Consider the following 22,223-nt stretch of genomic DNA (forward strand, 5'->3'; position numbering starts at 1 on the left):
CTCAAATTTCCTATGCTGCTTCGTCCGTGAGGCGGTCGAATTCGTCTTTGTCCATGTCGTAGATGGACTTGCGGTTATCATTGAGAGTGGCGCGGGCAACGGCCATGACGGCGGCAACCGCGCCGTCTATGCGATCGGTCTTCTTGCTCTTGTGCATCCGAACAAGACCTGTGTCGTTCCGCGATGCTACGACGCTATCGAAGTGATGGCGAAGCACGGGGTGCCCGTTGTGGCGAAGCGCCCGGCCGTTCACTACGCGCTCGAGCACGCCGATTGCTGGCCCCATGGTGAGCGGCCCTTGCCGCATCTCGACTGCCGGCAAGCCATCGTCATGAAGGCGCTGCATCGTCATCCGGGCAAGGTGCGGGTCGAAGGCGATTTCACGCACGTTGTCGTTGTCGGCGCATATCTCGCGAATCTGCTTTTCAACTTCCTCCGGCTCGATCACCGGCCCGTCGATCACAGTGATAAGGCCATCGTCGCGCCACTGCTCATAGGGAACGCCGTCACGTTCGGCCCGTCCCTTTAGGTCGTCACCGGGCACGAAAAACCACGGATGCACCGTGATCGTGCCATCATTGCCGCGCCAAGCCGCCACAACAGCCGTGAGGTCGCCGTTGACGGACATATCCACGCCAATGAAACACGGCAGCGCTGATAGGTCCGCGAGATCGAGCGGGATCTTGCCGGTGTCATAGGTCGCCATGTCAAAGAGCGGATCGCGGGAATGTGCCTGCCAGATATTCAGGTTCAACTGCTGAAACTGATAGCGGGCGGGCGGGCTGTTTTCGGCTTCCTTCGCCTTGTTCCGCAAACCGACGATGTTCGGGAAGCCGAAAGGAAGGCCAGGATTCGCCTTTGGCCACATCGCTTCATCGCGCCAGTCGTCGCCCGCCTCAAGCTGGAACAGGATCGGTAACACGGTCGGGTCGTCAATCTCGCCGGTCGCTACCCTGTAAGCGTAGTCATACTGCTCGAAACCGAGATTATCCTGTCCACGGCCTGCCGTGGTGCAGATGATCGTAAGAGGATCGGCCACCTTCGTCGTGCCGGAGTCGAGTGCTTCCCAAAGGTCGCGTCCCTTCCATTGGTGGATTTCGTCCACGAGGATGAAGTTGGGCGTGGTGCCGTGTTGCGCCTTCCCGTCGCTCGAAATGGCCTTGAGGGTCGCGCCGTTCGTCCGGTTCAAAATCTGCTTCGCGGAATTGAATGCGTCATTGATCTTCGTCGCGGCCACAAGCCGCTTATCCATACGCACGATGTTCGCCGCTTCACGGAAGCCGATGCCCGCCTGTTCACGGTCGCAGGCCGCAAAGATTACCTGTCCAGCGGGAACGGCTTCGGGGCCAAGTAGATGCAAGAGCGACCACGCCGCGGCGTGGCTGGTCTTCCGGTTCCCGCGGCCAAGCATAAGAAAGACCTTCTTTACAATGCGAGTGCCGTCCGAATTACGCGGCCCATAGATGCGCTTCGTCATCCGCTCAAAGGGCGTAAATAGCTGGAAGACGTGCTTCGGCGCCGTGCTGGCCGGGTGCCTCAGCACCCGGAGGAAATCAACGGCTTCCTGTCCGTAGCCCTTCGGATCGGGGATCGGAGTGCCGTCATAAATCCAGTGTGGAAACGCGCTCCTACTCATGGGCGGTTCCTTCCGATTGTGAGCGGGTTGCCGTCGTCATCGTCATCAGTGCCGACAGCACCGACGCGAGCGCGCGAGACCGGCGACAGGCCATATTCGGCGGCAAGCTGCCGCGCCGTCTGCATGGCGCGGTTCTGCATTCCGAAAAGCACCTTGTCCAAACTGCCAGTAGCGCGGAAGATAGTTTCGATTTCGCGGATGCGTCCGGTCGCCAAGCAATAGTTCTCGACGCCGGTCAGGTCGGCCTTGGTGATGATCCGATCCGCCACAAGGCGCGGCATGATCCGCTTCCATTCCGCGCGGGCTTCGGCCGTCATCCACTTCGGCGCGGATGGTGCCTTCGTAAGCGGTTCACGATCTGGGGAGAGAGCGGGCTTTATGCCCCTGAGGTGGGTCACGACGTTGCCACGGCGCGAAGCTCAAGGGCATCGCGCCTGCCGACTTCGGTGATGCCCTTAAGGTTGAACACGCAGCCTTCGAACACCAGTCGGTCGGCAGTCGTGATACCGGGGAAGTAGCGGGTGCGGAACGTGAGTGTTTCGGTTTGCGCCTCCCCCATGCCTGCCTCCCCTTCGTCGGCGACGGTCTGAAGAACTTCAGCCCAAAGCGTGACAAACTCCGTCCAGGCTGCAATCGGGGTGTGGTGCTCGTTTTTCGCTTCGGTGCGCCTTTCAACAACAACGGTGCGGTCGAGCCTTCCAATATTCAGCATGTTAGACGCTCCACCGCATGACGGCTTCTACAGTGAGGACGCCGTGGGTGTAGGACTCCTCCGGATCGGGATCGCGCATCCACCGAACAGCCGGCAGGTCGAATTCATCGAAGGTGAAGCCAGCCGCATCGGGCGCTTCCTTTAGGACGTTGCAAACGGCAAAGCCGATGGCCTTCGCGGTGTCAGCACCGTCCTCCACCGCCCACACATGAAGGTCGAGAAAGACGCGGGCGACATACTGCGAGCCGGAAGCGTTGCCGAGGAATTGGGTCATGCCGCCGCTCATGATGATGGCCGGTAGGTTGTCGGGCCGCGTCGAGCCGCCACGGATATTGTCGGAATCGACAAGCGCGGTGACGGCGGGCGATGCCACTAGGGCGTTACCGATAGCGGTCTGAAGGGCTAGGGTCGGTTCGATCATTGGCCGCTCCAAGCGTCCTTGACGGCCTTCTTTGCGGTCCGGTTGATGCGGTTCTGAAGGCGCTTTCGAAGCAGGCGAAGGGCCGGCCAGAAGAACGGTTGCGCTTCAGCGTCGGCCGTGCCGAACTCGACAAGGTGCGCGTAGCGGACATCTACATTGCCGGCGGTCACTATCACTTCGGTTTCACCTGCCACGCGCGAGCCACCGGGCTGCGAGTAAGGCGGTGTCGATTGGCCGGGCGGCGTCACGGCTATGCTGTCGATCAACGCGCCTGTGTCGCGCGAGCTTTCAGCAAGCAGCCGCTGAGCGTCGGCAAGCTCTTCGCCGGACTTCAGAAGCGCCTGCATGATGGCCTCGCGGGGTGCGCGGCGAGCGCGCTCGATAGCCGCGAGCGTCGAGACAAGCCCGTTGTCTTTCTTAGCCATCGGCGTCATCCGTAAAAATGTCCGCGCGCTTCTGTCCAAGGAAGGCGCGGTAGTTGTCGGCAACGGTCGTGACGCCGGCCGGCGCAAGCTGCATGGACAGGCCGAAGGCGGCAATGCCGCGCATCTCATAGTGGAAGGCCGCGAGCTTCAGAACGGCGTGCTTGAGGTCCCCCGGCAGCGGATCGAAGTCGGCGAGCGGCTTGTCGATGTAGTTGCCTAGGAATGCTTCGGCCGAGTCGAGATAAAGTTGAATGAGCTCATCTTCGTCAGTTCTGACTACCTTCAGGTGTGCCTTGGCGAGCGAAAGGGTCACGATGCTCATGCGTTTTCAGCCTTTTCAGAAAAAGTTATTTCGGGAGTCTCTTGCGCGGTGCTCCCCGCGCCGGTCCCCTCGAAGGGCTCAAAGTTAGAGACCACCCCGGGGCGCTTTCTCAGGGGAGTGGTCAGGGCATCCTCAATCGACCAACCGCTATTCAATCGGGTGCGGAGGGTGCGCGGACTAAAGCCAACACGCTCCGCCCATTCGACAAGGCTTCCGCTTTTGCCCTTATGGAGGAGCTCATGCGTTAAGCCGTAGCAGCGGCCCAAAGGATTGCGACGGGCTCGCGGTCTTTGATCGCGCTCTCGCTTCTCACGCTGCCACACACTGCGATTGGCAGTGATGTAGTGTTCAAGATGCTGACCAATGAGGCGCTGCCCACGTGCCGTCACCATGGGCTTGGTGATGGCCTGCTCTATCGAAAGGCCGCGCTCAAGCCGGGCGATGATGATCGCCGGCAGGATGCCGTAGTCGAGCGCCCATTCAGTGATGGCTTGGCTGACGCCGTCAAAGGCAAGTAAATCGTCGTTGGTCATCACGCGGCGTTCCGCGCTTGTATTTTTGTCGTCTTTAAGCCACGAGTAAGTCTGCTTTGATTCATCTTGGGGGTATTATGTTTTCGCATCCGGCTGCAATTGTGGGCTTTATCGCCATGGGCGTTGGCTGGCTTATGCTTATGGGGGGCGGAGCATCCGGCTACGCTTATGAGTCGCGCGGCATCGTCAATTTTCACACGCTCTGGATTGCAAGCGGGCTGATAATGACCGGGGGCACGCTGATTGTTGGCGGCATCGTCGCGGGTGCAGCCGATCGCGTCCGGCAAGCCCTGCTCTTTCATCCAGAGATCGCCGCTGGCGAGATGAAATTTCAAAGGAGTGAGAAAATCCGGAAGAAAGCAGAAAGCGACTATCTGAGGACTGGCAAGAAGCCGGCCAAAGAAGTGCCGGACGTTGACGCCGAAGAAGCACTCGCTCGCACCCTTCGTGAAAAAGGGCTTGGATAACGTCACAGTCATGTGCGGTTGCTCCGCTCAAGGCGCTGCTTCACGCGGTTGTGGCAGGGCGCGCAAAGAGGTTGCCAGTTGCTCCGGTTCCAGAACAGGGAGCGGTCGCCACGGTGCCGGACGATATGGTCGATGGTCGTGGCGGGGTTGCCGCACATGCGGCAATACGGGTGCGCGGTGAGGTATTCAGCGCGCGCCTTGCGCCAATCATGGTTATAGCCGCGCTCGCGGGCGGTAGGCCGGCGGGCGTCGTGACGCGCGTTGCGCTCACGGGTCGCTGCGCGCTGGCATTCACAGCGAACGCCATACGGAACAATACGGCCGCAGGTGCAAAGGTGCGGCGGGCGGGACATCAGCTAGCCCTCCGAAGCTTCACCTGGAGGGCGCGAAGGCCTTCCCGGTCAAATTCAGGGTCGAGACCTTCCGCGATGTTGCGGCTGGCCTGCGCGGGGTCGGGCTGCTTCTGGTCGGCATCCTTTTCAGGTGCGCCGTGGATGGTCTTCAGCATGGCAACATGGCCGGTGAAGGCATCATTGATTTCGGTCGGCGTAGCGTTCCATGCGGCTTCAGGCGTCCAACCGAGCCAGCCAGTCGCCTTGCGGAAAAGCTCGCGATAGACTTCCGGCCAAGGCATAGGCTTGGCGGTCGGATCGGGCTCGGCGTTTTGATCGGATGCCGGAATGAAGGCGGCGCAAAGGGCCAGGATCGGCGCGACGATGGTTTCGGCGACGATCTTCAATGGCGTGGTGTCGATCCGGGCGAGGAAGGCGGTTGCCTCCTGCCGGTCGCTGGCAGCGGTCGTGATGATGTCGCGGATCGTGCCGAGATGGAATTCGGTGACGTGCCGGAGCAAGCCGGCGAAACCATCATGCAGGCGCTCAAGGCGGGAAGCGGCCCGCAATGACGGGCGCAAGCGCACGGTGTTGCCACCGAGCGCAAGCGTGATCTCGTCATGTGCGAGCCGGTAGGTCATGGATTAGGCCGCAACCTTCAGCTTCAAGAAGCGGTCGGTGTGGGAAACGTCGCCACCGGTGCGCCGATACGCGGTGAACTTCACCTGTCCATTGTCGGACAGGGTGAAGGGATCACGGAGGATCGACAGGCCGATGCGGTCAACGATCCGGTAGCCGGACAGGTCGCCGAACATGATCGGATAGGCGTTTGCGGCAACATCGGGCATGTCGATCGCTTCCACGATCGGCCGGCCGAGCAACGTGGCCGGTGCGCCCACCGTGATCGGGTCGAGCATGATGAAGCGGCCGGTGTCATCCTTCAGGGTGCGAAGCTGGCCGAGCGTCTTGCGGTTCATCAACCAGACGCCATTCTGCGCCACAACAGACGGGACAGAATGGAACATACCGATGATGGTGGCGGCCGGATCGGTGCCGAGCGTGGCAGCGTTGCCGGTCTTCACTTCAGCAATACCGCTGGCTACAAGCAAACCCTTCGGCTTGCCGGTGCCGTTGCCATTGACGAATGCAGCGCCTTCGGTCTTGGCGAAGCTTTCGCCGAAGTCGGCGGAAAGCTCGGCCTCAAGGCCATAGGCGTTGTCTTCCAAAAGCTGGCGAGACACGGGCACAAAGCACGAAAGCTCGTAGGGCGTAAACGTCGCCTGTTCGAACGTCATGCCGGACTCGGAACGGTTTCCGATCTCGGAAACCCAAGTCGCTTCGGTGCCGGTGAGCTTGCGCGGATACTTGATTTCCGCTGCCGTAATCGACGTAACCTTGGCATACTGGCGGATTGGCGACATCTCGACGATCTTCTTCAGGATTTCGTCGCCGAACGCTTCCGGTGCCAGATAGCCGCCGTTGCCATCCACCGACACTGTGAGCGCCTTCACCTCGTCGGCGTTAAGCCTCTCGATGCCGCGCCGAATGAACGAAACGAACGCCTTGCGCTCATCATTGTCATTGTCGGCGGACGGGTAGTTGTTGTTGGCAGCAACCGGGCGATTGGCCTTCGCTTCGATCTTGTCGAGGCGGGCCTTGAGGGCGTCGAAATCCTTCTTCTCAATCACAGGATCGGCGTTCACGACCGGCGCATTCTCAAGTTCTTCTTCCATGTGGGTTTCCTTTTGTGTTGCCGTGCCATCGGCGGCTTTGATCGATGTGATTTGCGCGCCCGGATGGCAGGGGATCGCGACAACGGAAATTTCGTGAAGGTTGAGCGCCGTAATGGTGCGGCCGCGCTGGCGGGGCTTGCTCGCCTTGGTAACGAAGCCAATCGACAAGCCGGTGACGGCCTTGCTGCGGATCATGGCGCGGACTTCGCGGGCGCGTTCCACGTCATCGACCAGCAAGCGGCCCTTAACGGTCAGGCCATCGGCGGTTTCCGCGATGCTGTCCCAAACGCCAATCACCTGTGATTGGTCGTGCGCAAAGAGCATCGGCAGCGTGGCCGGGCCGGTGATCGCGCCCTTTTCGATCACGTCGCCGACGCGATCTGGGGAACCGAACGGCCATGCAAGGCCAGTAATTTCGCCGGTATCGTCAACTGTGAGCGCGGCCTTGATTTCGAGACGTTCGCTCATGCCGGCACGTCCTGGGTATCGGGTGCCGGCGTGTCGACCTTGCCGCTCCACCGGGCTTCAAGGATGTCGGCTGCAAGCTGGAATGCTTCGATGATCGGCGTCGGCCGGGCATAGGCATCGACAAGCGCCTGTGCTTCTTTCGGCGACGTGCCGCCACCGATAAGGCCGAGCCGGATGGTTTCCATGATGTCTGCAAGCTGGAACTGGCCGGTCATGACGCGTGTGTAGATCGCGCCGACGCCGGTGCTAGTCTTCCGCTGAAGTTCTTCAATCAGGTCGTTCGGGAGAGCGAAGGTCTTTTCGCCATCTCCGAAAAAGGCGGTGTGCTTCACTAGGCTGCGTCCTTCGCCGGATCGGCGTTGTCGTTGTCGCCGGGCGGGAGTTTCCCGGCTTGCGGCGTGGTCGTGGTGTAGGGATTGACGAGTTCGTCACCGCCCGGCAGCGCCGGCAGGTTCATGGCAGCGCGGACTTCGTTCGGCGTCATGGCGCGCATGGCGACCAGCTTGCCGAAGATTTCCGCCCGGCCCGCCGCGTCGGCGCGCTGAAGGTCGTCAATGACGAATTCGAAATAGAGGTCGTCCTGTTCGTCTTCCGTCAAAAGGACGGTCGCATAGGCGTCCTGCCAGCGGTCGAGCCAAGGACGAAGGCAAAGCTGAAGGAAGCTCGCCGCCATCTGTTCGGCGTTGCTCCAAGTCGCACGCTCAAGCTGGTAGAGCATGGACGGCGGCACACCGAAGATGCGGGCAATCTCATTGATCTGCTCAAGCCGGTTCTCAATGAACTGCGCATCCGTGCTAGGCATCGTCTGCGCCGCATATTTCCATCCGGCGTCGAGAATGAGCGGGTCGCCGTTGGCATTGGACAGCCAGGCGCGCCACGACTTCAGGATGTTGGATACAGTCTTTGCACCGGACTCACCGCCGGCCGGCTTCTCATTCGAGACGACGCCAGACGGGCGAGCGCCACCGGCGAAGAACTGCGAAGCGTGGCGTTCAAGCACCATAGCAACGCCGATGGCATCCTTCCCTAGCGTGATCGGCGAGGTAGCAGCAAAGGCCGGCACATAAAGCACGTCGCGGTAGGACAAGCGCACCTGTCGGCCGCGCTCACGCTGCACAAGGTAATAGGGTTCGCTGCCAACATCTTCGATGCGGCGCTGAACGGTGCCGGGCGCAAGGCGGTGAAGCTCAAACGGCTGGTCGTCGCCGACGCGCACCACTTCAGCATAACCAGCGCCGTGCAAAAGGGCGTCGACCGTGAGATCAATGCGGAGCTGGCCGGCGCTTGTCCAAGGGTTCGCGAGGTTGTGCACAAGGCGGCCGGCGTGATCCTTCGCGGCTTCTTTGCTGTCCCCTTCCTCGCGGTAGAGCTTGCAAGGCAAGGAACCGATGGTTTCGGCAATGAGGCGGACTGCATGAAGCACGGCAGGCACACGCAGGGCGGTGCTCGCAGTGACGGTCACGCCAGAAGCGGACGGCACGACGCCGAACAGTTCGAAGATGGCAGGATCGGACAGAGGCAACGCCTTCTGCTCCGATCCGAAACCTAGGGCCCTAACTACTCGGCCGAACCTATTACGCAACGCAACCAAACCTGTGAGAACAAAACCTGAATCGATTCTCTCACAGGTTGAATCTAGTGTGAATCCCTAAAATAACAAAAGATGATAGATCGTCAAAAATTCATAAGAAAAGATGATCAATCTTCAGGTCGGGATAGGCGATGGAATTCACAAGCTCGACGCGCTGCTGAAGCATTCCTTGAGGCATGATGCCGTAACGGCCGGTCATGCTGGCGCTGGTATGTCCAAGGATGAACCCGAACTGTTCGTCCAGGTGTCCAGCGCGGCGAAGGGCATCGGCCGCACCATGCCGGAAGCTATACAGCGATAGGCCGCGCCCGACCTTCATTTCCTGCCGCGTGAGATAGCGGCCGAACTCGCGGGAGAACTCCGCAATCATTTGTCCGCGCGCATTGCGCTTGGCTTCGGGGAATAGGCGGGCGTGGCCGGCTGCTTCCATGCCATCACGATACTTGATGAACCCGAGCCGGATAAGCTCGTCATGCATCGGCACGACGCGCATCGAACCTTCAGTCTTCACACTCTTGTCGCCCTCTCCTTCCGTAGTGATGTGCATGATCCAATGGCCGTGCTCCTGCCGAACATCAGTGACGGCAAGTTGCGCAATCTCTGCCGGGCGAGCGCCTGAGAAAAGCATGATCAATGGAACCCAATAGCGATGATCACGAATGCGCACGTTGCCGGGCTTGGCGACATTGCGCCATTCGTCCGCGCCGCGGCATCCGGTGAATAGCGGCGACTTGAAAAGAGTATTCATCTGGTCCGTCGTGAAGGGGACCGTGGTTTTATCCTTAGACTTTTTCAGGAACATGCCATCGGCCGGATTGTGGTCGAGGTATCCATGATTGACCAACCAGCTACAAAATGCGCTGAAGCCCGCAAGGTAGCGGTTGACGGTGCGCGGCGTAATCACCGGCTTGCCGACCTTTTCATTGTGCCGGACGATCTGCGCTAGCTTCATACCTGCGAATGCCTTCGTCTCGGTCGCTTTCACCGGATACTTCAGCAAGAGCGCCTTCCACTCGCGAACGGCCTTCTTGTCGATCCGGTGAGCCGGACAAGTGCTGCCGACATAATCGACAAAGCTGCCAACGTCGCGCCGTGCCTGCGCAATGGTGTCGGTGGCGATACCCTTCGGGTTTTCGGCGGCGTATTGCTCGAATAGCTCCATGATGGTTTCACCGGCCTTCGCCTGCTCGCGTGACGTGCCGGTGGCGGGCTTCACTATCGGGTCACGCGGGGCGCCGGCGTAATTGCCCTTGTCGCGTTCAAGAGTGCGCTCAAGAGCCTCGATCTCGGCACGCATCATGCGCCGGGCAAGGTCGCCGCGATCCGGCGACAGCGGATCAGCCAGAAGCTTGTTTTGGTCAACGTAAGTGTCAACCTCACCGCCAATAACTGATGGATCGCCTGCAGACAGGTCCGCACGAAACCGGTTCAATCGGGCCGCCCGGCGGCGAGCTTCCCATGCTGCCTTGTTGGCGAGGATTTCAACATCCGTCATGGCATTAATCATGGCGATAGGGCCAGCATCGGCCGCACCGGACTTGCGAGCTTCAGCAAGTGCTGCGTCGGTAGCCGTCTCTATGTCGCTAGCGGTCGAGCGGTTTGCCTGTTCCACTTCATAGCGTTCAAGGATGCCGGTGTAGTGCTGCCAAACAGCATCGGCCTTGTCATCGGCGGTAATAGCCCGGCGTGCACGCACGTCCTCAAACTCGGCCCGCCATGCCTCAATCACCGGCCACAGGCGTGACTTGGCGGTGGCCTCATCCTTAGTGCGAAGCGACTTCTTCCGGGTCGTGGTGCCGTAGAACGGGACAAGATCAACGGGAATGTCGATCCGCGCATAGTAGGTCGCGGCGCGCCTTTCGAGGTAAGTCAGCCTTGCCATTGTCGCCTTTCCGTAGCACCATTCCGGAACACTAAACCGGAACAGTTTTAGCCAGAAAAGACATTTAAAAGCAATAGTTTGTTTGATTTCAGGCACTTGAAAAAAGTTGGATTACTGTCCAGGTTCCCCAGCCAATTTTTTCCAAACAAATCAACAATGCCCGAGTGGCCTCTGCCCGCAGCGGCAATCGCCTCCGGCGGTCTGGATGTGGTTCATCCCTCGCCCGTGGGCTCGAACAGTGCGCAGCAGGGAAGCGCGCAATTGGGCCTCGGCGTACTCACCAGTACGGAGCTGCCCGCACAGATTGCACATCCGCACGAGCGTTTTCGACAAGATCGCCAAGGCGGAGCGGCGTTGGCATCAGACGGGCTGCCCGGGCCAGTTCCCTAAAGGAATAGCACCGGGCAAGCCGTCAGTTGATCGTGCACTTTGCCGGCAAAATCGTGGTCTCGGCCACCTGGCCTATTTCTTCTTCGCGGCCACGCGCTTTTTCTTGGGCTCGACGGGCTTCAGGGCCTCTTCCGCCCGGTCTGCCTCGTCTTTGGCAAGTCGCAATTCTCGCAACCTGGCAGTCTTTGCAGCCCGGGCCTTGGCCTCGGACTGATATTCAGCCATCGCGCTGTTGCGCTCCGCTGTTTTCTTCTGCGCCTCATTTGAGCGAGACTGAGCTTTCTCCAGAAAATTTTCCATACCAAGATCCACTATTTGAAATCCTCATCGCATCGCGGAAATAAGATTCCACTGAATGTTAAATAAGGATTCTCTGCCCAGAATTCAATTTTCCCGCGTATTGTCGTTTGATCGGGCATTTCAACGTGCGCGCACTCACCCTAATTTTGAATGAGTTTATACGATGCGGGAGAATTATTTCTCGCCTATCGCCACTTAAGGCGCCCCGAAGCGAAAATGCAGGAGACCACCGTCCCGCCGGGCGCCGGGGTCGGGCCATCGGCCGAGAATGGCGAACTGGTCGAAACCAGCCCGCCTTCACTTTGCCTAGCGCGAGCGCAGGAGATCGGGGATCCTGACCAGGGCGATCTCGGCGAGCATCACGGTCACCGCCCCGACGACGATCGAATGGCCCAGCATTTCGCCAAGGATCTGCGGCAGGCCGCCCGACAGCGCGCCCGAAAGGGCGGGAATGCCAAGGCCGGCCATCAGCCCCAGCGGCGCGACCATGTTCTTCACCGGCGAGCCACGGTCCTGACCCGCCATCTGGATGCCGGTCATGACGACGGTTGCGGCAGCCGGCAGGAACAGCCCGCCGACGACGGCCGCCGGCGTCGCCACCAAAACAGCGGCGACCTTGGGCAGGAATGCCAACGCGATGAAGATGATGCCGGTGACACGCACCACATGCCGGCTGGCAACACCCGTCAGCCTGATGACGCCAAGGTTCTGGGCATAGGCGGTGGTGCCGAAGCCGCCGATGAGGGCGGCCAGCATCGACCCGCCTGCCTCCCCGGCAATGCCGGCGTTGACGCGCTTGTCGGTCAGTTCGACGCCGGTCAGCTTGGCAGTCGCCTCATACATGCCCATGGCTTCGACAACGGCGACGACAAAGACGATGCACATGGTGATGGTGATCGCGGGGTCGAAGGTCAGCGCTCCGTAAGGCAGCAGCTTGGGGAACGCGATCCACGGCGCCTGTCCCACGCCGGAAAAGTCGAGCATGCCCAGGCACAGCGCCAGGATGTCGCCGACGATCAATGCGATCAGAAAGCCGAACATGCGACAGGAGCCGCCGAGTGCGGCACTGACCAGCACGACCGCCGTGGTGACGCAGGCAAGCAGCAGGCTGGGACCGGTGGCAAAACTCGGCGAGCCGATGCCGCCGAAGAACTCCATGAAGGTGAAGCCGGCGAGTGCAATGCCGACAAGGGTGATGATGGTGCCGGAAACCGCAGGCGACAGCAGGCGGCGGAGCCGGGCAAACTGGCCGAAGATCGCAGCTAGAAAGACCAACCCCGCGCCGATGATCAGGCCCAGGCTCGCCGCCGACATCGTGCCTGCCTTGTAGTAGCCGATGGCCAGCGGCGAGAATGCCGAGGACGGCCCCTGCACCACCGGCAGACGCACCAGCTTGGTGCTTTGCACCACCGTGACGATGCCCGCGGCCAGGAAGGTCGCGGTCACCAGGTTTGTCGCCAGGGCAGCGGAAAAGCCCGCCACCGAGGCGATGAAGATGGGGTCGAGCCAGGCGTTAGAGACGAGCGCCTGCTGAAGCCCCAGAGCGATGCGACGCTTGGCGGGGATGATCTCCTCAACATCCCCGACCGCGTTGTCGACCAGCCGATGTTCCTGTTCGCCCAGATGGGCATCTATGTATCCAGCCATGGTTTGAACTACCTCCTCCCAGAAGCATGAGCCGCGCTTTGCGGCGTTCGGTGATTTGACTTGGGTCAGGCCTCGAGGCACTGCATGCGGCGCGCGTGCCTGGAGTGTTCGCGCAGCACCTCGGACAGTTCAGGCATGACGGGCTGCCCATATTCGACAAGGATCTTGCCATTGACGATGGTGGTGCCGGCAGTTGCCGGACCGCAGCGAAGCCAGGCTTCGACCGGGTCGGTGTGGGCGCCGGCAAGGGCGACATCAGACATGTGCCAGACGACCAGATCGGCGCAGGCGCCGGGCCGGAGATGGCCGATCTCGTCTTCCCAGCCCAGGCATGCCGCGCCGCCACGGGTTGCGACATCAAGCGCGTCGCGCGCCGACATCGAGTTCGGTCCGTTGCGATAGCGGCCGAGCAAAAGCGCCGTCCTCGCCTCCAGCCACATCGAGGCGTGGTCGGTCGAGGCCGAGCCGTCGCAGCCGAGGCCGACGCGCATGCCGCGCTTTCGCAAGGCCATCACGTCGGCCGAACCGCCGCCGATCAACATGTTGGAGCAAGGGCACTGCGTCGCGCAGACTCCCGCCTGGGCAAGGCGGCCGATCTCGGCGTCGCTGGGATAGATGAAATGCGCGACCCACGAGCGCTTGCTCGCCCAGCCGACGCGCTCGAAATATTCGGTCGGCGTGCAGCCATAAACCTCGGCGCAGTATTTGTCCTCCTCGGGGTCCTCGGCGAGGTGGGTGTGGAGCCTCAGATCGTATTTGTCGGCGAGGCGCGCTGATTCCGACATGATGCGTTCGGTCACCGAAAACAGCGAGCATGGCGCCAGCGCCAGACGTGTCATCGAACCGGGCGACGCATCGTGAAACTTTTCGACCAGACGGATGCTGTCGTCGAGGATGTCGTCCTCGCGCTGCACGACGGAGGCCGGCGGCAGGCCGCCATTTTCGACCGAGCGGGTCATCGAACCGCGCGTGGCGTAGAAGCGGAAGCCGATATCGGTGCTGGCGCGGAACTGGGCGTCGATCAGCTTGGGCTTGGGATGGACATACATGTGGTCCATCGAGGTGGTGCAGCCGCCCATCAGAAGTTCGGTCATGGCGATGTAGGTGGAGAGATAGACCGATTCTTCGGTGAGCCCGGCCCACAGCGGATAAAGCCCGGTCAGCCACTCAAACAGCGAACCATTGGTCACCGGCGCGTAGGAGCGCGTCAGGTTCTGGTACATGTGGTGATGGGCGTTGATCAGGCCGGGCGTCACCAGCCGGCCACGTGCCGAGATTGTTTTTTGGGCAACAGGCTCCTCGCCCGCCTTGCCCACCGAGTGGATTCTCTTGTCTTTGACGGCCACCCAGCCGTTGGCGATTTCCCAGCCGCGATCGACATAAACATGTGCGTCGCGAACGAGCAGGTCTACGGACATGCAATTTCTCCAGGTCAGTTCTCATTCAACTCGGCGAAACTGCGGTTCAGCTTCGTCGCGCTATGAGCCCTGTCCCTGGAATTGCGAGTTCCGGATCGTCATCGACTTGTAGGTTGAGCGGGCTTGCTCTGATCATGCTCTCGGGAAGACCGGCCTGAACCACCGGCATCCCAGCCTGAGCGAAGGCTCGCGCTTCCGCATCATCAGGCAGTGCGGATGCAATCGCACATTTGCCCGTCTGTCAATTTATTTTCATTTGAGAGAATTTCGCGGACGCAGCGGCGCGCATTTTTAGGAGGCGCCGGAGCGCGTCTTGAGAATCGCCGAAAAACGCGGATCGAAGGCACGGCTGATCGGCTCGGCGGCGGCACCAAGCGCGATCGACCACGGATCGGTGATGCCGAGTTGCAGGCGCGGCAAGGCGCGATCCGGACGGGCGGCATTCGATGGCAACAGCGGATGCATGGCTTGCAGGAGGAGGCGGGCCAAAGCCTCGGGCGCACCGCTGGTCAGGATCACTGTCTGCGGGTCGAAGACCGTTTCGATGAGTTGCACGCTCCAGCGCAGATCCCGGGCGGCAGCCTTCACCCAGGCAAGCAGCCCCGGATCTTCGGCCAGGGCCAGCGCGCTGACATGGTCGTAGAGATCGGGATCGGAAGGGTCGAGTTCCAGATGCTGATAGAGCGAGGCAAGCGAGGCCCGGTGTTCAAGCACCGTGCCGTCGGCACCGCTCGGTGTCAGCAACGCCATGCCGATCTCGCCGGCATTGCCGTAGCCGCCCCGATAGAGCTCGCCATTGAGGATGAGCCCGGCGCCGATACCATAGCCGACATAAAGGCAGACGGCGTGATCGAGACCGTTGGCGGCACCCACCATGCGTTCGGCTGTGGCGCAGGCAGCCGCGTCGTTCTGCAGGCCGACATCGAGCCCCGTGCCAACGGCAAGCGCTTCGAGAAGCGGAAATTTCTGCCAGGCCGGCATCATCCACTTATTGTCGCCGAATTCCTCCAGTCCAAAAGGACCGGGCATGGCGACGCCCAGGCCAACGAGGCGCTTTTCGGACTGCTCCGAAATCAGCGCCAACTCGCCCCTGATGCCCTCGATAAGGCCAAGGATGACCTTGACGCCGCCAGACGGATCGTCGGGCGGCAGGTTTGCCTCGGCGCGCGCCAAAACGGTCCCGACCAGATCGACGGCAATCGCGCGCGTCAGATGCCGGTCGATCTGCAAGCCGATGGCGAACGCGCCTTCTGGAACGAGTCTGTAGGGAGTGGAAGGCTGCCCCCTGCCCTTTCGCACCGCTTCGAGCGACACGACAAAACCGTCGCGCTCAAGCTCGTCAATGATGTTGGAAACCGCCTGCTTGGTGAGCTGCGTCGCCCGCGCCAGATCGGCGCGCGAGAGCGCGCCGTTGAGCCGCAACGCGTCGATCATGACACGGCGGTTGTGGGCGCTCGTGCCTTCCTGATTGGTGCCGCTGGTGGCTCTGATTGGGCGAATATCGTTCACCGCTTTTTCCCCTCTTGACTTCAATAGATAATTGCAGAAGTAATAAGTCAAGTCAGTTGACTTAATAAAGGAGCCGTGAGAGTTCCGGGGAATTAATGACGGCTGGAGCCGTCGCGCTTTTCGATCAGGACACCGCTTGGGCAAGAACGCCGAGACCTTCGCGCGACGCCTTTCTCAAGCGGGATGGCGGCGTGTGACGCCGGCATCGCAAATATTGCCAACGTCAAAAAATGGAGGATTAAATGTTGAAATCGTTTAGCAAAACACTGCTCGGTGCGGCTTTCATTGGCGGCGCCTTCATGCCGCACGCTTTCGCCGAAACCTCGATCAATGCGCTGTTCATGGCGCAGGCCGCCTATAGCGAGGCCGATGTGCGAGCGATGGCCGAGGCCTTCACCAAGGCCAATCCCGACATCAAGGTCAATCTCGAATTCGTCCCCTATGAAGGCCTGCACGACAAGACCGTGCTCGCCCAGGGTTCGGGCGGCGGTTACGACGTGGTGCTGTTCGACGTCATCTGGCCGGCCGAATATGCTTCCAACAAGGTGCTTGTCGACGTAACCTCGCGCATCACCGACGACATGAAGAAGGGCGTGCTGCCGGGCGCCTGGACGACGGTCAACTATGACGGCAAGTCGTATGGCATGCCCTGGATCCTCGATACCAAGTACCTGTTCTACAACAAGGAAATCCTGGAGAAGGCCGGCATCAAGAACCCGCCCAAGACCTGGGAAGAATTGGCTGAGCAGGCCAAGATCATCAAGGACAAGGGCCTGCTAGCAACGCCGATTTCGTGGAGCTGGTCGCAGGCCGAAGCCGCGATCTGCGATTACACCACGCTCGTCAGCGCCTATGGCGGCGAGTTCCTCAAGGACGGCAAGCCGGCCTTCCAGAGCGGCGGCGGGCTCGATGCGCTGAACTACATGGTGACGAGCTACACGTCTGGGCTGACCAACCCGAACTCCAAGGAATTCCTTGAAGAAGACGTGCGCAAGGTCTTCCAGAACGGCGAAGCCGCCTTCGCGCTCAACTGGACCTACATGTACAACATGGCCAACGACCCCAAGGACAGCAAGGTCGCGGGCAAGGTTGGCGTCGTTCCCGCTCCCGGCGTTGCCGGCAAGAGCGAGGTTTCGGCCGTCAACGGTTCGATGGGCCTTGGCGTCACCTCGGCCAGCAAGCATCCTGACGAAGCCTGGAAGTTCATCACCTTCATGACCTCGCAGGCGACGCAGAACCAGTATGCCAAGCTCAGCCTGCCGATCTGGGCCTCGTCTTACGAAGACCCGGCCGTCACCAAGGGCCAGGAAGAGCTGATCGCCGCGGCAAAGCTTAGCCTGGCCGCGATGTATCCGCGCCCGACCACGCCGAAATACCAGGAGCTGTCGACGGCACTCCAGCAGGCCATACAGGAATCGCTGCTCGGCCAGGCCAAGCCTGAAGACGCTTTGAAGAGCGCTGCCGAAAACAGCGGCCTCTGAGGCGCTATCTGCCCCAACTTTCCGGGCGGCTTCGGCCGCCCGGCCCTTTCGGTTCCAGTGAAAAGAGTCGCCTCATGTCGGGCTCATGGATGACGACCCGCGCATGGCTGCTGATGCTGCCTTTGCTCGTGGTCATGATATCAGTCATCGGCTGGCCCCTGGTCGATACCGTGCGGCTTTCCTTCACCGATGCCAAGCTTGTCGGCACCGAGGGCAATTTCGTCGGCTTCGACAATTACGCCAAGATGCTTTCCGGCTCGAATTTCCAGCGCACGCTGGTGACCACGACCTGGTTCGCGGTCATCTCCGTCGCCGCCGAGATGGTGCTTGGGGTTCTCGCGGCCCTTTTGCTCAATCAGCAGTTTCGTGGCCGAGCGTTGCTGCGCGCCTTGATGATCCTGCCCTGGGCTTTGCCGACGGTGGTCAACGCAACGCTGTGGCGGCTGATCTACAATCCCGAATATGGCGCGCTGAACGCAGCGCTGACGCAGGTGGGCCTGCTCGACGCCTACCGCTCCTGGCTTGGCGAACCCAATACGGCGCTCGCGGCCCTGATTGTGGCCGATTGCTGGAAGAATTTCCCGCTGGTCGCCCTCATCGCACTAGCCGCACTCCAGGCCGTCCCGCGCGACATCACGGCGGCATCGCTCGTCGACGGCGCCGGCGCCTTCTCACGCTTCCGCTTTGTCATCCTGCCTTATCTGGTCGGACCTCTGATGGTGGCACTGGTGCTGCGCACCATCGAAGCGTTCAAGGTCTTCGACATCATCTGGGTGATGACCCGGGGCGGCCCGGCAAACTCGACGCGAACGCTGTCGATCCTCGTCTACCAGGAAGCGTTCTCATTCCAGCGCGCCGGCTCGGGCGCATCGCTGGCGCTGATCGTCACCTTGCTGGTCACGGTGCTGGCCGTCGCCTATGCCGCCCTGGTCAGGAAAGCCGCCGGGAGTACCAGCTGATGGAACGCAAGAGCCCGCTTTTCACCGTCTTCATCTACGCGTCGGCACTTCTGTTGGCCGCGGTGATCCTGGCGCCTGTGCTGTGGATGTTCATCATGAGCATCTCACCGGCCGCGGACCTTTCGGCCAAACCCTTGCGCTGGTGGCCGCAGGAGGTCGACTTCTCGCGCTACCGCATGCTTTTGTCGACCGTGGAAAACAGCGCGGGCGCGGCCTTTGTCGCCTCGCTCTACAACAGCATCAGGATCGCCGGCATGGCGACGATCGCCGCGATCGCGCTGGCCATCCCGGCCGGTTGGGCGGTGTCGCGCACACCGACTGTGGGCTGGTCGCTGTCGATGGTGATCGCCACCTACATGCTGCCGCCGGTGGCGCTCGCCGTGCCGCTCTACATGGGCCTGTCCTATCTCGGCCTGCTCAACAACATCTTCGGCCTGGCGATGGTCTATCTGACCATCCTGGCCCCGTTCACGACCTGGCTGATGAAGTCGGGCTTCGATTCGATCCCACGCGAAATCGAGGCCGCCGCGATGATCGACGGTGCCAGCCTGTTCCAGACCTTGCGCATCATCACCTTGCCGCTGGCAGCCCCGGTTGTCGCCACCTCGGCCCTGTTTGCGTTGCTGCTTGCCTGGGACGAGTTCTTCTATGCGCTGCTGTTCACCTCCGACCTGCGCGCCAAGACGCTGACGGTTGCCATCGCCGATCTCGCCGGCGGCCGCGTCTCCGATTACGGGCTCATCGCCACCGCTGGTGTTTTGGCCGCCCTCCCCCCCGTGCTGATCGGCCTCGTCATGCAGCGCGCCCTGATCTCGGGCCTGACCAGCGGCGGCGTGAAAGGATGATGACCATGACCTCACCAAAGACCAGACCTGCCGGGCTCCTGGCGATCGACCGTGAAATGGCACGCCAGAACGGCGACGCACTGGCCTCGTTCGCCGAAAACTCCGAGATGGCCGCCAGAGTGGCCGCATCGCTAACAACAACCAGCCAGTTGCTCCTGCTCGGCATGGGCGGCTCGCATGCCGTCGGCCGCGCCGTCGAGCCGCTTTATCGCGCGCTCGGCATCGATGCCATCGCCTTGCCATTGTCCGAGCAGCTCGGCCAGCCGCTCACGCTCGACGGCCGAACAGTACTGATGACCTCGCAATCCGGTGAAAGTGCTGAGGTCCTGCGCTGGTTCGCTGAAACCGGTGCCAACGCCGAAACCTTCGGCCTGACGCTGGAAGCTGGTTCGTTCCTCGCCCGCACAGCACCGTCTCTGGTTGGCGTCGGCGGCACCGAGCTCGCCTTTGCCGCCACCCGCAGCCTGACAGTCACTTTCGCGCTTCACCTCGCCATCCTGGCAGCACTTGGCGAGCACCCGAGTGGCGCGCTCGTCGCACTTCAAGTGCCTGAGATTGTAGACATAAGCCCGGCACTGGCCGCATTGGAAAGCGTCGCAACGGTGGTCACTTCGGGGCGTCGCTTGCAAGGCGTTGCCGAAGCGCTCGCACTTGGCCTCACCGAGCTGTCACGCCGCCCGTGCTTTTCGCTCGAAGGCGGACAGCTTCGCCATGGGCCGATGGAGATGCTGGGCCCCGACATCGGCGTCGTGCTGTTTCGCGGCCAGGACGCAACCGCCCCTCTCGTCACCGCCATGGCCGTGTCAGCTGTCGAAACTGGCGCGCCGGTCGTCATCTTCGATTCGTCTGGCGACGCCCCGGTCGCGGGCGCAACAACACTTGCCTTCAAGCCGGCCACTGGTCTGGCCGCGATTTTTGCCATGCTGCCGGCGGCGCAGCGCCTGATGATCGCGTTTGCGGACGCCCGCGTCGACGATGCCGGCACGCCGGTGCGCTCGACCAAGATCACCCGGAGCGAGTGAATGCGCCCGCTTGCGGTCATCGGCAACGTCAATGTCGACCTCATCTTGGGCCCAACTGCCCCCTGGCCCAAGGCTGGCACGGAAATCATCGTCGACCATGACGAGTTGCGTGTCGGCGGCCAGGCAGGCAACTCGGCCCTGGCCTGGGAGGCGCTCGGCGTCGACTTCGAGATTGCGGCCAATGTGGGCAACGACCAGTTCGGCCTGTGGCTGCGCAATGCCTTCGGCGACCGCGCGGCCAAATGGCCTGTCTCTGCCGAGCGCACAACGCTCTCGGTCGGCATCACCCATCCCGATGGCGAGCGCACTTTCTTCACCACGCATGGCCACCTGCCCCGCTTCAGCCTTGCCGACACGCTTTCGGTACTCGACGGCGAGCGCCTTTCAGGTGGCTACGCGCTGCTGTGCGGCTCGTTCCTGACCATCGAGCTCGCGCGCGAATACGACGCTTTCTTCGACTGGGCGCATGGCCACGGCATCTCGGTTGTCCTCGACACCGGCTGGCCACCCGACGGCTGGACGGAGGCGAACTGCGCCTTGGCCCGCGCCTGGCTTTCGCGCTGCGACTGCGCGCTTTTGAACGAGGTCGAGGCGACAACGCTTTCCGGCCTCGACAATCCGGCCGAAGCGGCGGCCGCACTTTGGTCGAGCATGCCCAAGGGCGCCACCGTGGTGGTCAAATGTGGGCCTGATGGCGCCGTCGCCATTGGTCCCGACGGCAAGCTGGTCTCGGCTGCGGCACCCGCCGTGAAGGTCGTCGACACCATCGGTGCCGGCGACGTCTTTAACTCGGCCTTCCTTGCGGCGCTTGCCAAGGACCAGCCCCTCGTCGCTTGCCTGACTGCTGGAGTGCAGGTCGCATCGCGGGCCATTTCCACCTTGCCCCGCAGCTATGGCGGGTTGCCTGATATCAGGGACGACGTTGCATGAGCGCGCTTGAAATCCAAAACATCCGCAAGAGCTATGGTGCCATAGAGACGCTAAAGGGCATCGACATCGCTTTGGAGAGCGGCGAGTTCCTGGTGCTGCTCGGCTCGTCGGGTTGTGGGAAATCGACCCTGCTCAACATCATCGCCGGGCTGGCCGAAGCGACGAGCGGCGATATCCGGATCGGCGACCGCTCGATCCTCGGCGTCCATCCCAAGGACCGCGACATCGCCATGGTGTTCCAGTCCTATGCGCTTTATCCCAATCTCAGCGTCCGTCGGAACATCGGTTTTGGCCTGGAGATGCGCAAGGTCCCGGTCGCCGCGCGCGACAAGGCCGTGCAGGAGGCAGCCAGGCTGTTGCAGATCGAGCCCCTGCTCGACCGCAAGCCAAGCCAGCTCTCCGGCGGCCAGCGCCAGCGCGTCGCCATCGGCCGCGCGCTTGTGCGCAAGCCGCAGGTGTTCCTGTTCGACGAGCCGCTGTCGAACCTCGACGCCAAGCTGCGGCTCGAAATGCGCACCGAGCTCAAACGCCTGCACCAGATGCTGAAGACGACTGTTGTCTACGTCACACACGACCAGATCGAGGCGATGACGCTGGCGTCCCGCATCGCGGTGATGAAGGACGGGCGGATCGAACAGCTCGGCACGCCCGAGGAGATCTACAACCATCCCGCCACGCTCTATGTCGCCGGCTTCGTCGGCTCCCCGCCGATGAACATTCTCGACGTCACCTTGCGCAATGGAAAACTCGAGATCGCAGGCTCCGAAGTGACTATCCCGCTGCCAGCTCGCTATCAGGGTTCGGTCGAAGAAGGTGCGCGGCTTTCGCTCGGAATACGGCCCGAATCTCTTCGTCTCGCTGCAGCGGATGTGACCGGGCTTTCGCTGCCAGCAAGGGTCGAGGTCGTCGAATTGACCGGTCCGGAACTGGTCACGACAGCCCGCATCGGTGGGCAAAAACTGATCGCTTGCCTCCCGCCGCGGGTCCGTCTCGGCGAAGGTGAAATCGGCACATTTGCCCTGGACGAAGATGCGGTGCATCTTTTCGATCCGAAGACTGGCGTGGCTTGTAAAGCATCAGTCTAAGAAGACGAAGTCGGTCGGGTCGGCCCTCAATTCCTCTACAAAATCGCGAAACTGCTTCTAGCAGAATTGGCCGTCTGGCCTCTTGTGCCGGCAAAGCAACGGGCAGAAATTGGCC

Annotated in this window: 24 protein-coding genes; 7 read left to right on the forward strand and 17 right to left on the reverse strand. The window is 61.7% G+C overall.

The genetic code is table 11. From position 1 onward, the window contains the following. Window positions 1-10: 10 nt before the first annotated feature. The 7 genes from AC1RTB_RS03505 to AC1RTB_RS03535 all read right to left on the reverse strand — a co-directional run bounded on the left by AC1RTB_RS03505 (window position 11) and on the right by AC1RTB_RS03535 (window position 4,049). On the reverse strand, window positions 11-1,636 hold the full coding sequence (locus AC1RTB_RS03505; protein ID WP_492880467.1) for a terminase large subunit: 1,626 nt from the start codon (window positions 1,634-1,636) through the stop codon (window positions 11-13). Beyond that, complete coding sequence (locus tag AC1RTB_RS03510; RefSeq protein WP_492880468.1) at window positions 1,633-1,917, reverse strand: P27 family phage terminase small subunit; 285 nt, start codon at window positions 1,915-1,917, stop codon at window positions 1,633-1,635. The genes AC1RTB_RS03505 and AC1RTB_RS03510 overlap by 4 nt, the downstream gene beginning before the upstream one ends. A 113-nt stretch (window positions 1,918-2,030) precedes the next feature. Beyond that, window positions 2,031-2,348, reverse strand: a complete 318-nt coding sequence (locus AC1RTB_RS03515) for a head-tail adaptor protein (RefSeq protein ID WP_492880469.1) — start codon at window positions 2,346-2,348, stop codon at window positions 2,031-2,033. 1 nt (window position 2,349) lies between these two features. Further along, entirely contained in the window at window positions 2,350-2,769 is a 420-nt protein-coding gene (locus AC1RTB_RS03520) for a DUF3168 domain-containing protein (protein ID WP_492880470.1), read from the reverse strand. After that, window positions 2,766-3,194, reverse strand: coding sequence for an HK97-gp10 family putative phage morphogenesis protein (locus AC1RTB_RS03525; RefSeq protein WP_492880471.1), 429 nt, complete (start codon window positions 3,192-3,194; stop codon window positions 2,766-2,768). Before AC1RTB_RS03525 ends, AC1RTB_RS03520 begins: the two co-directional genes overlap by 4 nt. Continuing rightward, window positions 3,187-3,516, reverse strand: a complete 330-nt coding sequence (locus tag AC1RTB_RS03530) for a head-tail connector protein (protein ID WP_492880472.1) — start codon at window positions 3,514-3,516, stop codon at window positions 3,187-3,189. Before AC1RTB_RS03530 ends, AC1RTB_RS03525 begins: the two co-directional genes overlap by 8 nt. Further along, the gene (locus AC1RTB_RS03535) at window positions 3,513-4,049 is read right to left on the reverse strand and encodes a hypothetical protein (protein ID WP_492880473.1); all 537 of its coding nucleotides are present in this window, start codon (window positions 4,047-4,049) and stop codon (window positions 3,513-3,515) included. The genes AC1RTB_RS03530 and AC1RTB_RS03535 overlap by 4 nt, the downstream gene beginning before the upstream one ends. 77 nt (window positions 4,050-4,126) lie before the next feature. Between AC1RTB_RS03535 and AC1RTB_RS03540 the strand changes: the two genes are divergently transcribed. Further along, window positions 4,127-4,516: a hypothetical protein gene (locus tag AC1RTB_RS03540; protein WP_492880474.1), complete on the forward strand. Its 390-nt coding sequence runs from the start codon at window positions 4,127-4,129 to the stop codon at window positions 4,514-4,516. Window positions 4,517-4,524: 8 nt separating this feature from the next. On the opposite strand, the gene AC1RTB_RS03545 is transcribed toward AC1RTB_RS03540, so the two are convergent. The 10 genes from AC1RTB_RS03545 to AC1RTB_RS03590 all read right to left on the reverse strand — a co-directional run bounded on the left by AC1RTB_RS03545 (window position 4,525) and on the right by AC1RTB_RS03590 (window position 15,786). Beyond that, window positions 4,525-4,869, reverse strand: coding sequence for an HNH endonuclease (locus tag AC1RTB_RS03545; protein WP_492880475.1), 345 nt, complete (start codon window positions 4,867-4,869; stop codon window positions 4,525-4,527). Then, on the reverse strand, window positions 4,869-5,489 hold the full coding sequence (locus AC1RTB_RS03550; protein ID WP_492880476.1) for a hypothetical protein: 621 nt from the start codon (window positions 5,487-5,489) through the stop codon (window positions 4,869-4,871). The genes AC1RTB_RS03545 and AC1RTB_RS03550 overlap by 1 nt, the downstream gene beginning before the upstream one ends. A 3-nt stretch (window positions 5,490-5,492) precedes the next feature. After that, window positions 5,493-7,049 carry a phage major capsid protein gene (locus AC1RTB_RS03555; RefSeq protein WP_492880477.1) on the reverse strand — a complete coding sequence of 519 codons (1,557 nt, stop codon included), beginning with the start codon at window positions 7,047-7,049 and terminating at the stop codon, window positions 5,493-5,495. Further along, on the reverse strand, window positions 7,046-7,381 hold the full coding sequence (locus AC1RTB_RS03560; RefSeq protein WP_492880478.1) for a gene transfer agent family protein: 336 nt from the start codon (window positions 7,379-7,381) through the stop codon (window positions 7,046-7,048). Before AC1RTB_RS03560 ends, AC1RTB_RS03555 begins: the two co-directional genes overlap by 4 nt. Further along, entirely contained in the window at window positions 7,381-8,571 is a 1,191-nt protein-coding gene (locus AC1RTB_RS03565; protein WP_492880479.1) for a phage portal protein, read from the reverse strand. Before AC1RTB_RS03565 ends, AC1RTB_RS03560 begins: the two co-directional genes overlap by 1 nt. Window positions 8,572-8,731: 160 nt before the next feature. Beyond that, the gene (locus AC1RTB_RS03570) at window positions 8,732-10,522 is read right to left on the reverse strand and encodes a DUF6538 domain-containing protein (protein ID WP_492880480.1); all 1,791 of its coding nucleotides are present in this window, start codon (window positions 10,520-10,522) and stop codon (window positions 8,732-8,734) included. A 462-nt stretch (window positions 10,523-10,984) separates the two neighbouring features. Next, window positions 10,985-11,212 (reverse strand): hypothetical protein, encoded by a 228-nt coding sequence (locus AC1RTB_RS03575; RefSeq protein ID WP_492880481.1) that lies wholly within the window; start codon window positions 11,210-11,212, stop codon window positions 10,985-10,987. Window positions 11,213-11,518: 306 nt separating this feature from the next. Continuing rightward, the gene (locus AC1RTB_RS03580; protein WP_492880482.1) at window positions 11,519-12,859 is read right to left on the reverse strand and encodes a uracil-xanthine permease family protein; all 1,341 of its coding nucleotides are present in this window, start codon (window positions 12,857-12,859) and stop codon (window positions 11,519-11,521) included. A 65-nt stretch (window positions 12,860-12,924) separates the two neighbouring features. Next, a complete protein-coding gene (locus AC1RTB_RS03585) occupies window positions 12,925-14,277 on the reverse strand; it encodes an 8-oxoguanine deaminase (RefSeq protein ID WP_492880483.1) in 1,353 nt (450 codons plus the stop codon). 291 nt (window positions 14,278-14,568) lie between these two features. Beyond that, window positions 14,569-15,786 carry an ROK family protein gene (locus AC1RTB_RS03590; RefSeq protein ID WP_492880484.1) on the reverse strand — a complete coding sequence of 406 codons (1,218 nt, stop codon included), beginning with the start codon at window positions 15,784-15,786 and terminating at the stop codon, window positions 14,569-14,571. Window positions 15,787-16,028: 242 nt separating this feature from the next. Between AC1RTB_RS03590 and AC1RTB_RS03595 the strand changes: the two genes are divergently transcribed. The 6 genes from AC1RTB_RS03595 (at window position 16,029) to AC1RTB_RS03620 (ending at window position 22,108) form a co-directional block, all read left to right on the forward strand. After that, window positions 16,029-17,267, forward strand: coding sequence for an extracellular solute-binding protein (locus AC1RTB_RS03595; RefSeq protein ID WP_492880485.1), 1,239 nt, complete (start codon window positions 16,029-16,031; stop codon window positions 17,265-17,267). Between the two features lie 74 nt (window positions 17,268-17,341). Continuing rightward, window positions 17,342-18,226, forward strand: coding sequence for a carbohydrate ABC transporter permease (locus tag AC1RTB_RS03600; protein WP_492880486.1), 885 nt, complete (start codon window positions 17,342-17,344; stop codon window positions 18,224-18,226). Then, window positions 18,226-19,071, forward strand: a complete 846-nt coding sequence (locus tag AC1RTB_RS03605) for a carbohydrate ABC transporter permease (RefSeq protein WP_492880487.1) — start codon at window positions 18,226-18,228, stop codon at window positions 19,069-19,071. The genes AC1RTB_RS03600 and AC1RTB_RS03605 overlap by 1 nt, the downstream gene beginning before the upstream one ends. Next, a complete protein-coding gene (locus AC1RTB_RS03610; protein ID WP_492880488.1) occupies window positions 19,071-20,093 on the forward strand; it encodes an SIS domain-containing protein in 1,023 nt (340 codons plus the stop codon). The genes AC1RTB_RS03605 and AC1RTB_RS03610 overlap by 1 nt, the downstream gene beginning before the upstream one ends. After that, window positions 20,094-21,023 (forward strand): PfkB family carbohydrate kinase, encoded by a 930-nt coding sequence (locus tag AC1RTB_RS03615; protein WP_492880489.1) that lies wholly within the window; start codon window positions 20,094-20,096, stop codon window positions 21,021-21,023. Then, window positions 21,020-22,108: an ABC transporter ATP-binding protein gene (locus AC1RTB_RS03620; protein ID WP_492880490.1), complete on the forward strand. Its 1,089-nt coding sequence runs from the start codon at window positions 21,020-21,022 to the stop codon at window positions 22,106-22,108. Before AC1RTB_RS03615 ends, AC1RTB_RS03620 begins: the two co-directional genes overlap by 4 nt. Window positions 22,109-22,223 lie beyond the last annotated feature (115 nt).

The sequence above is a fragment of the Aminobacter sp. GW821-FHT11F06 genome (assembly GCF_058808215.1).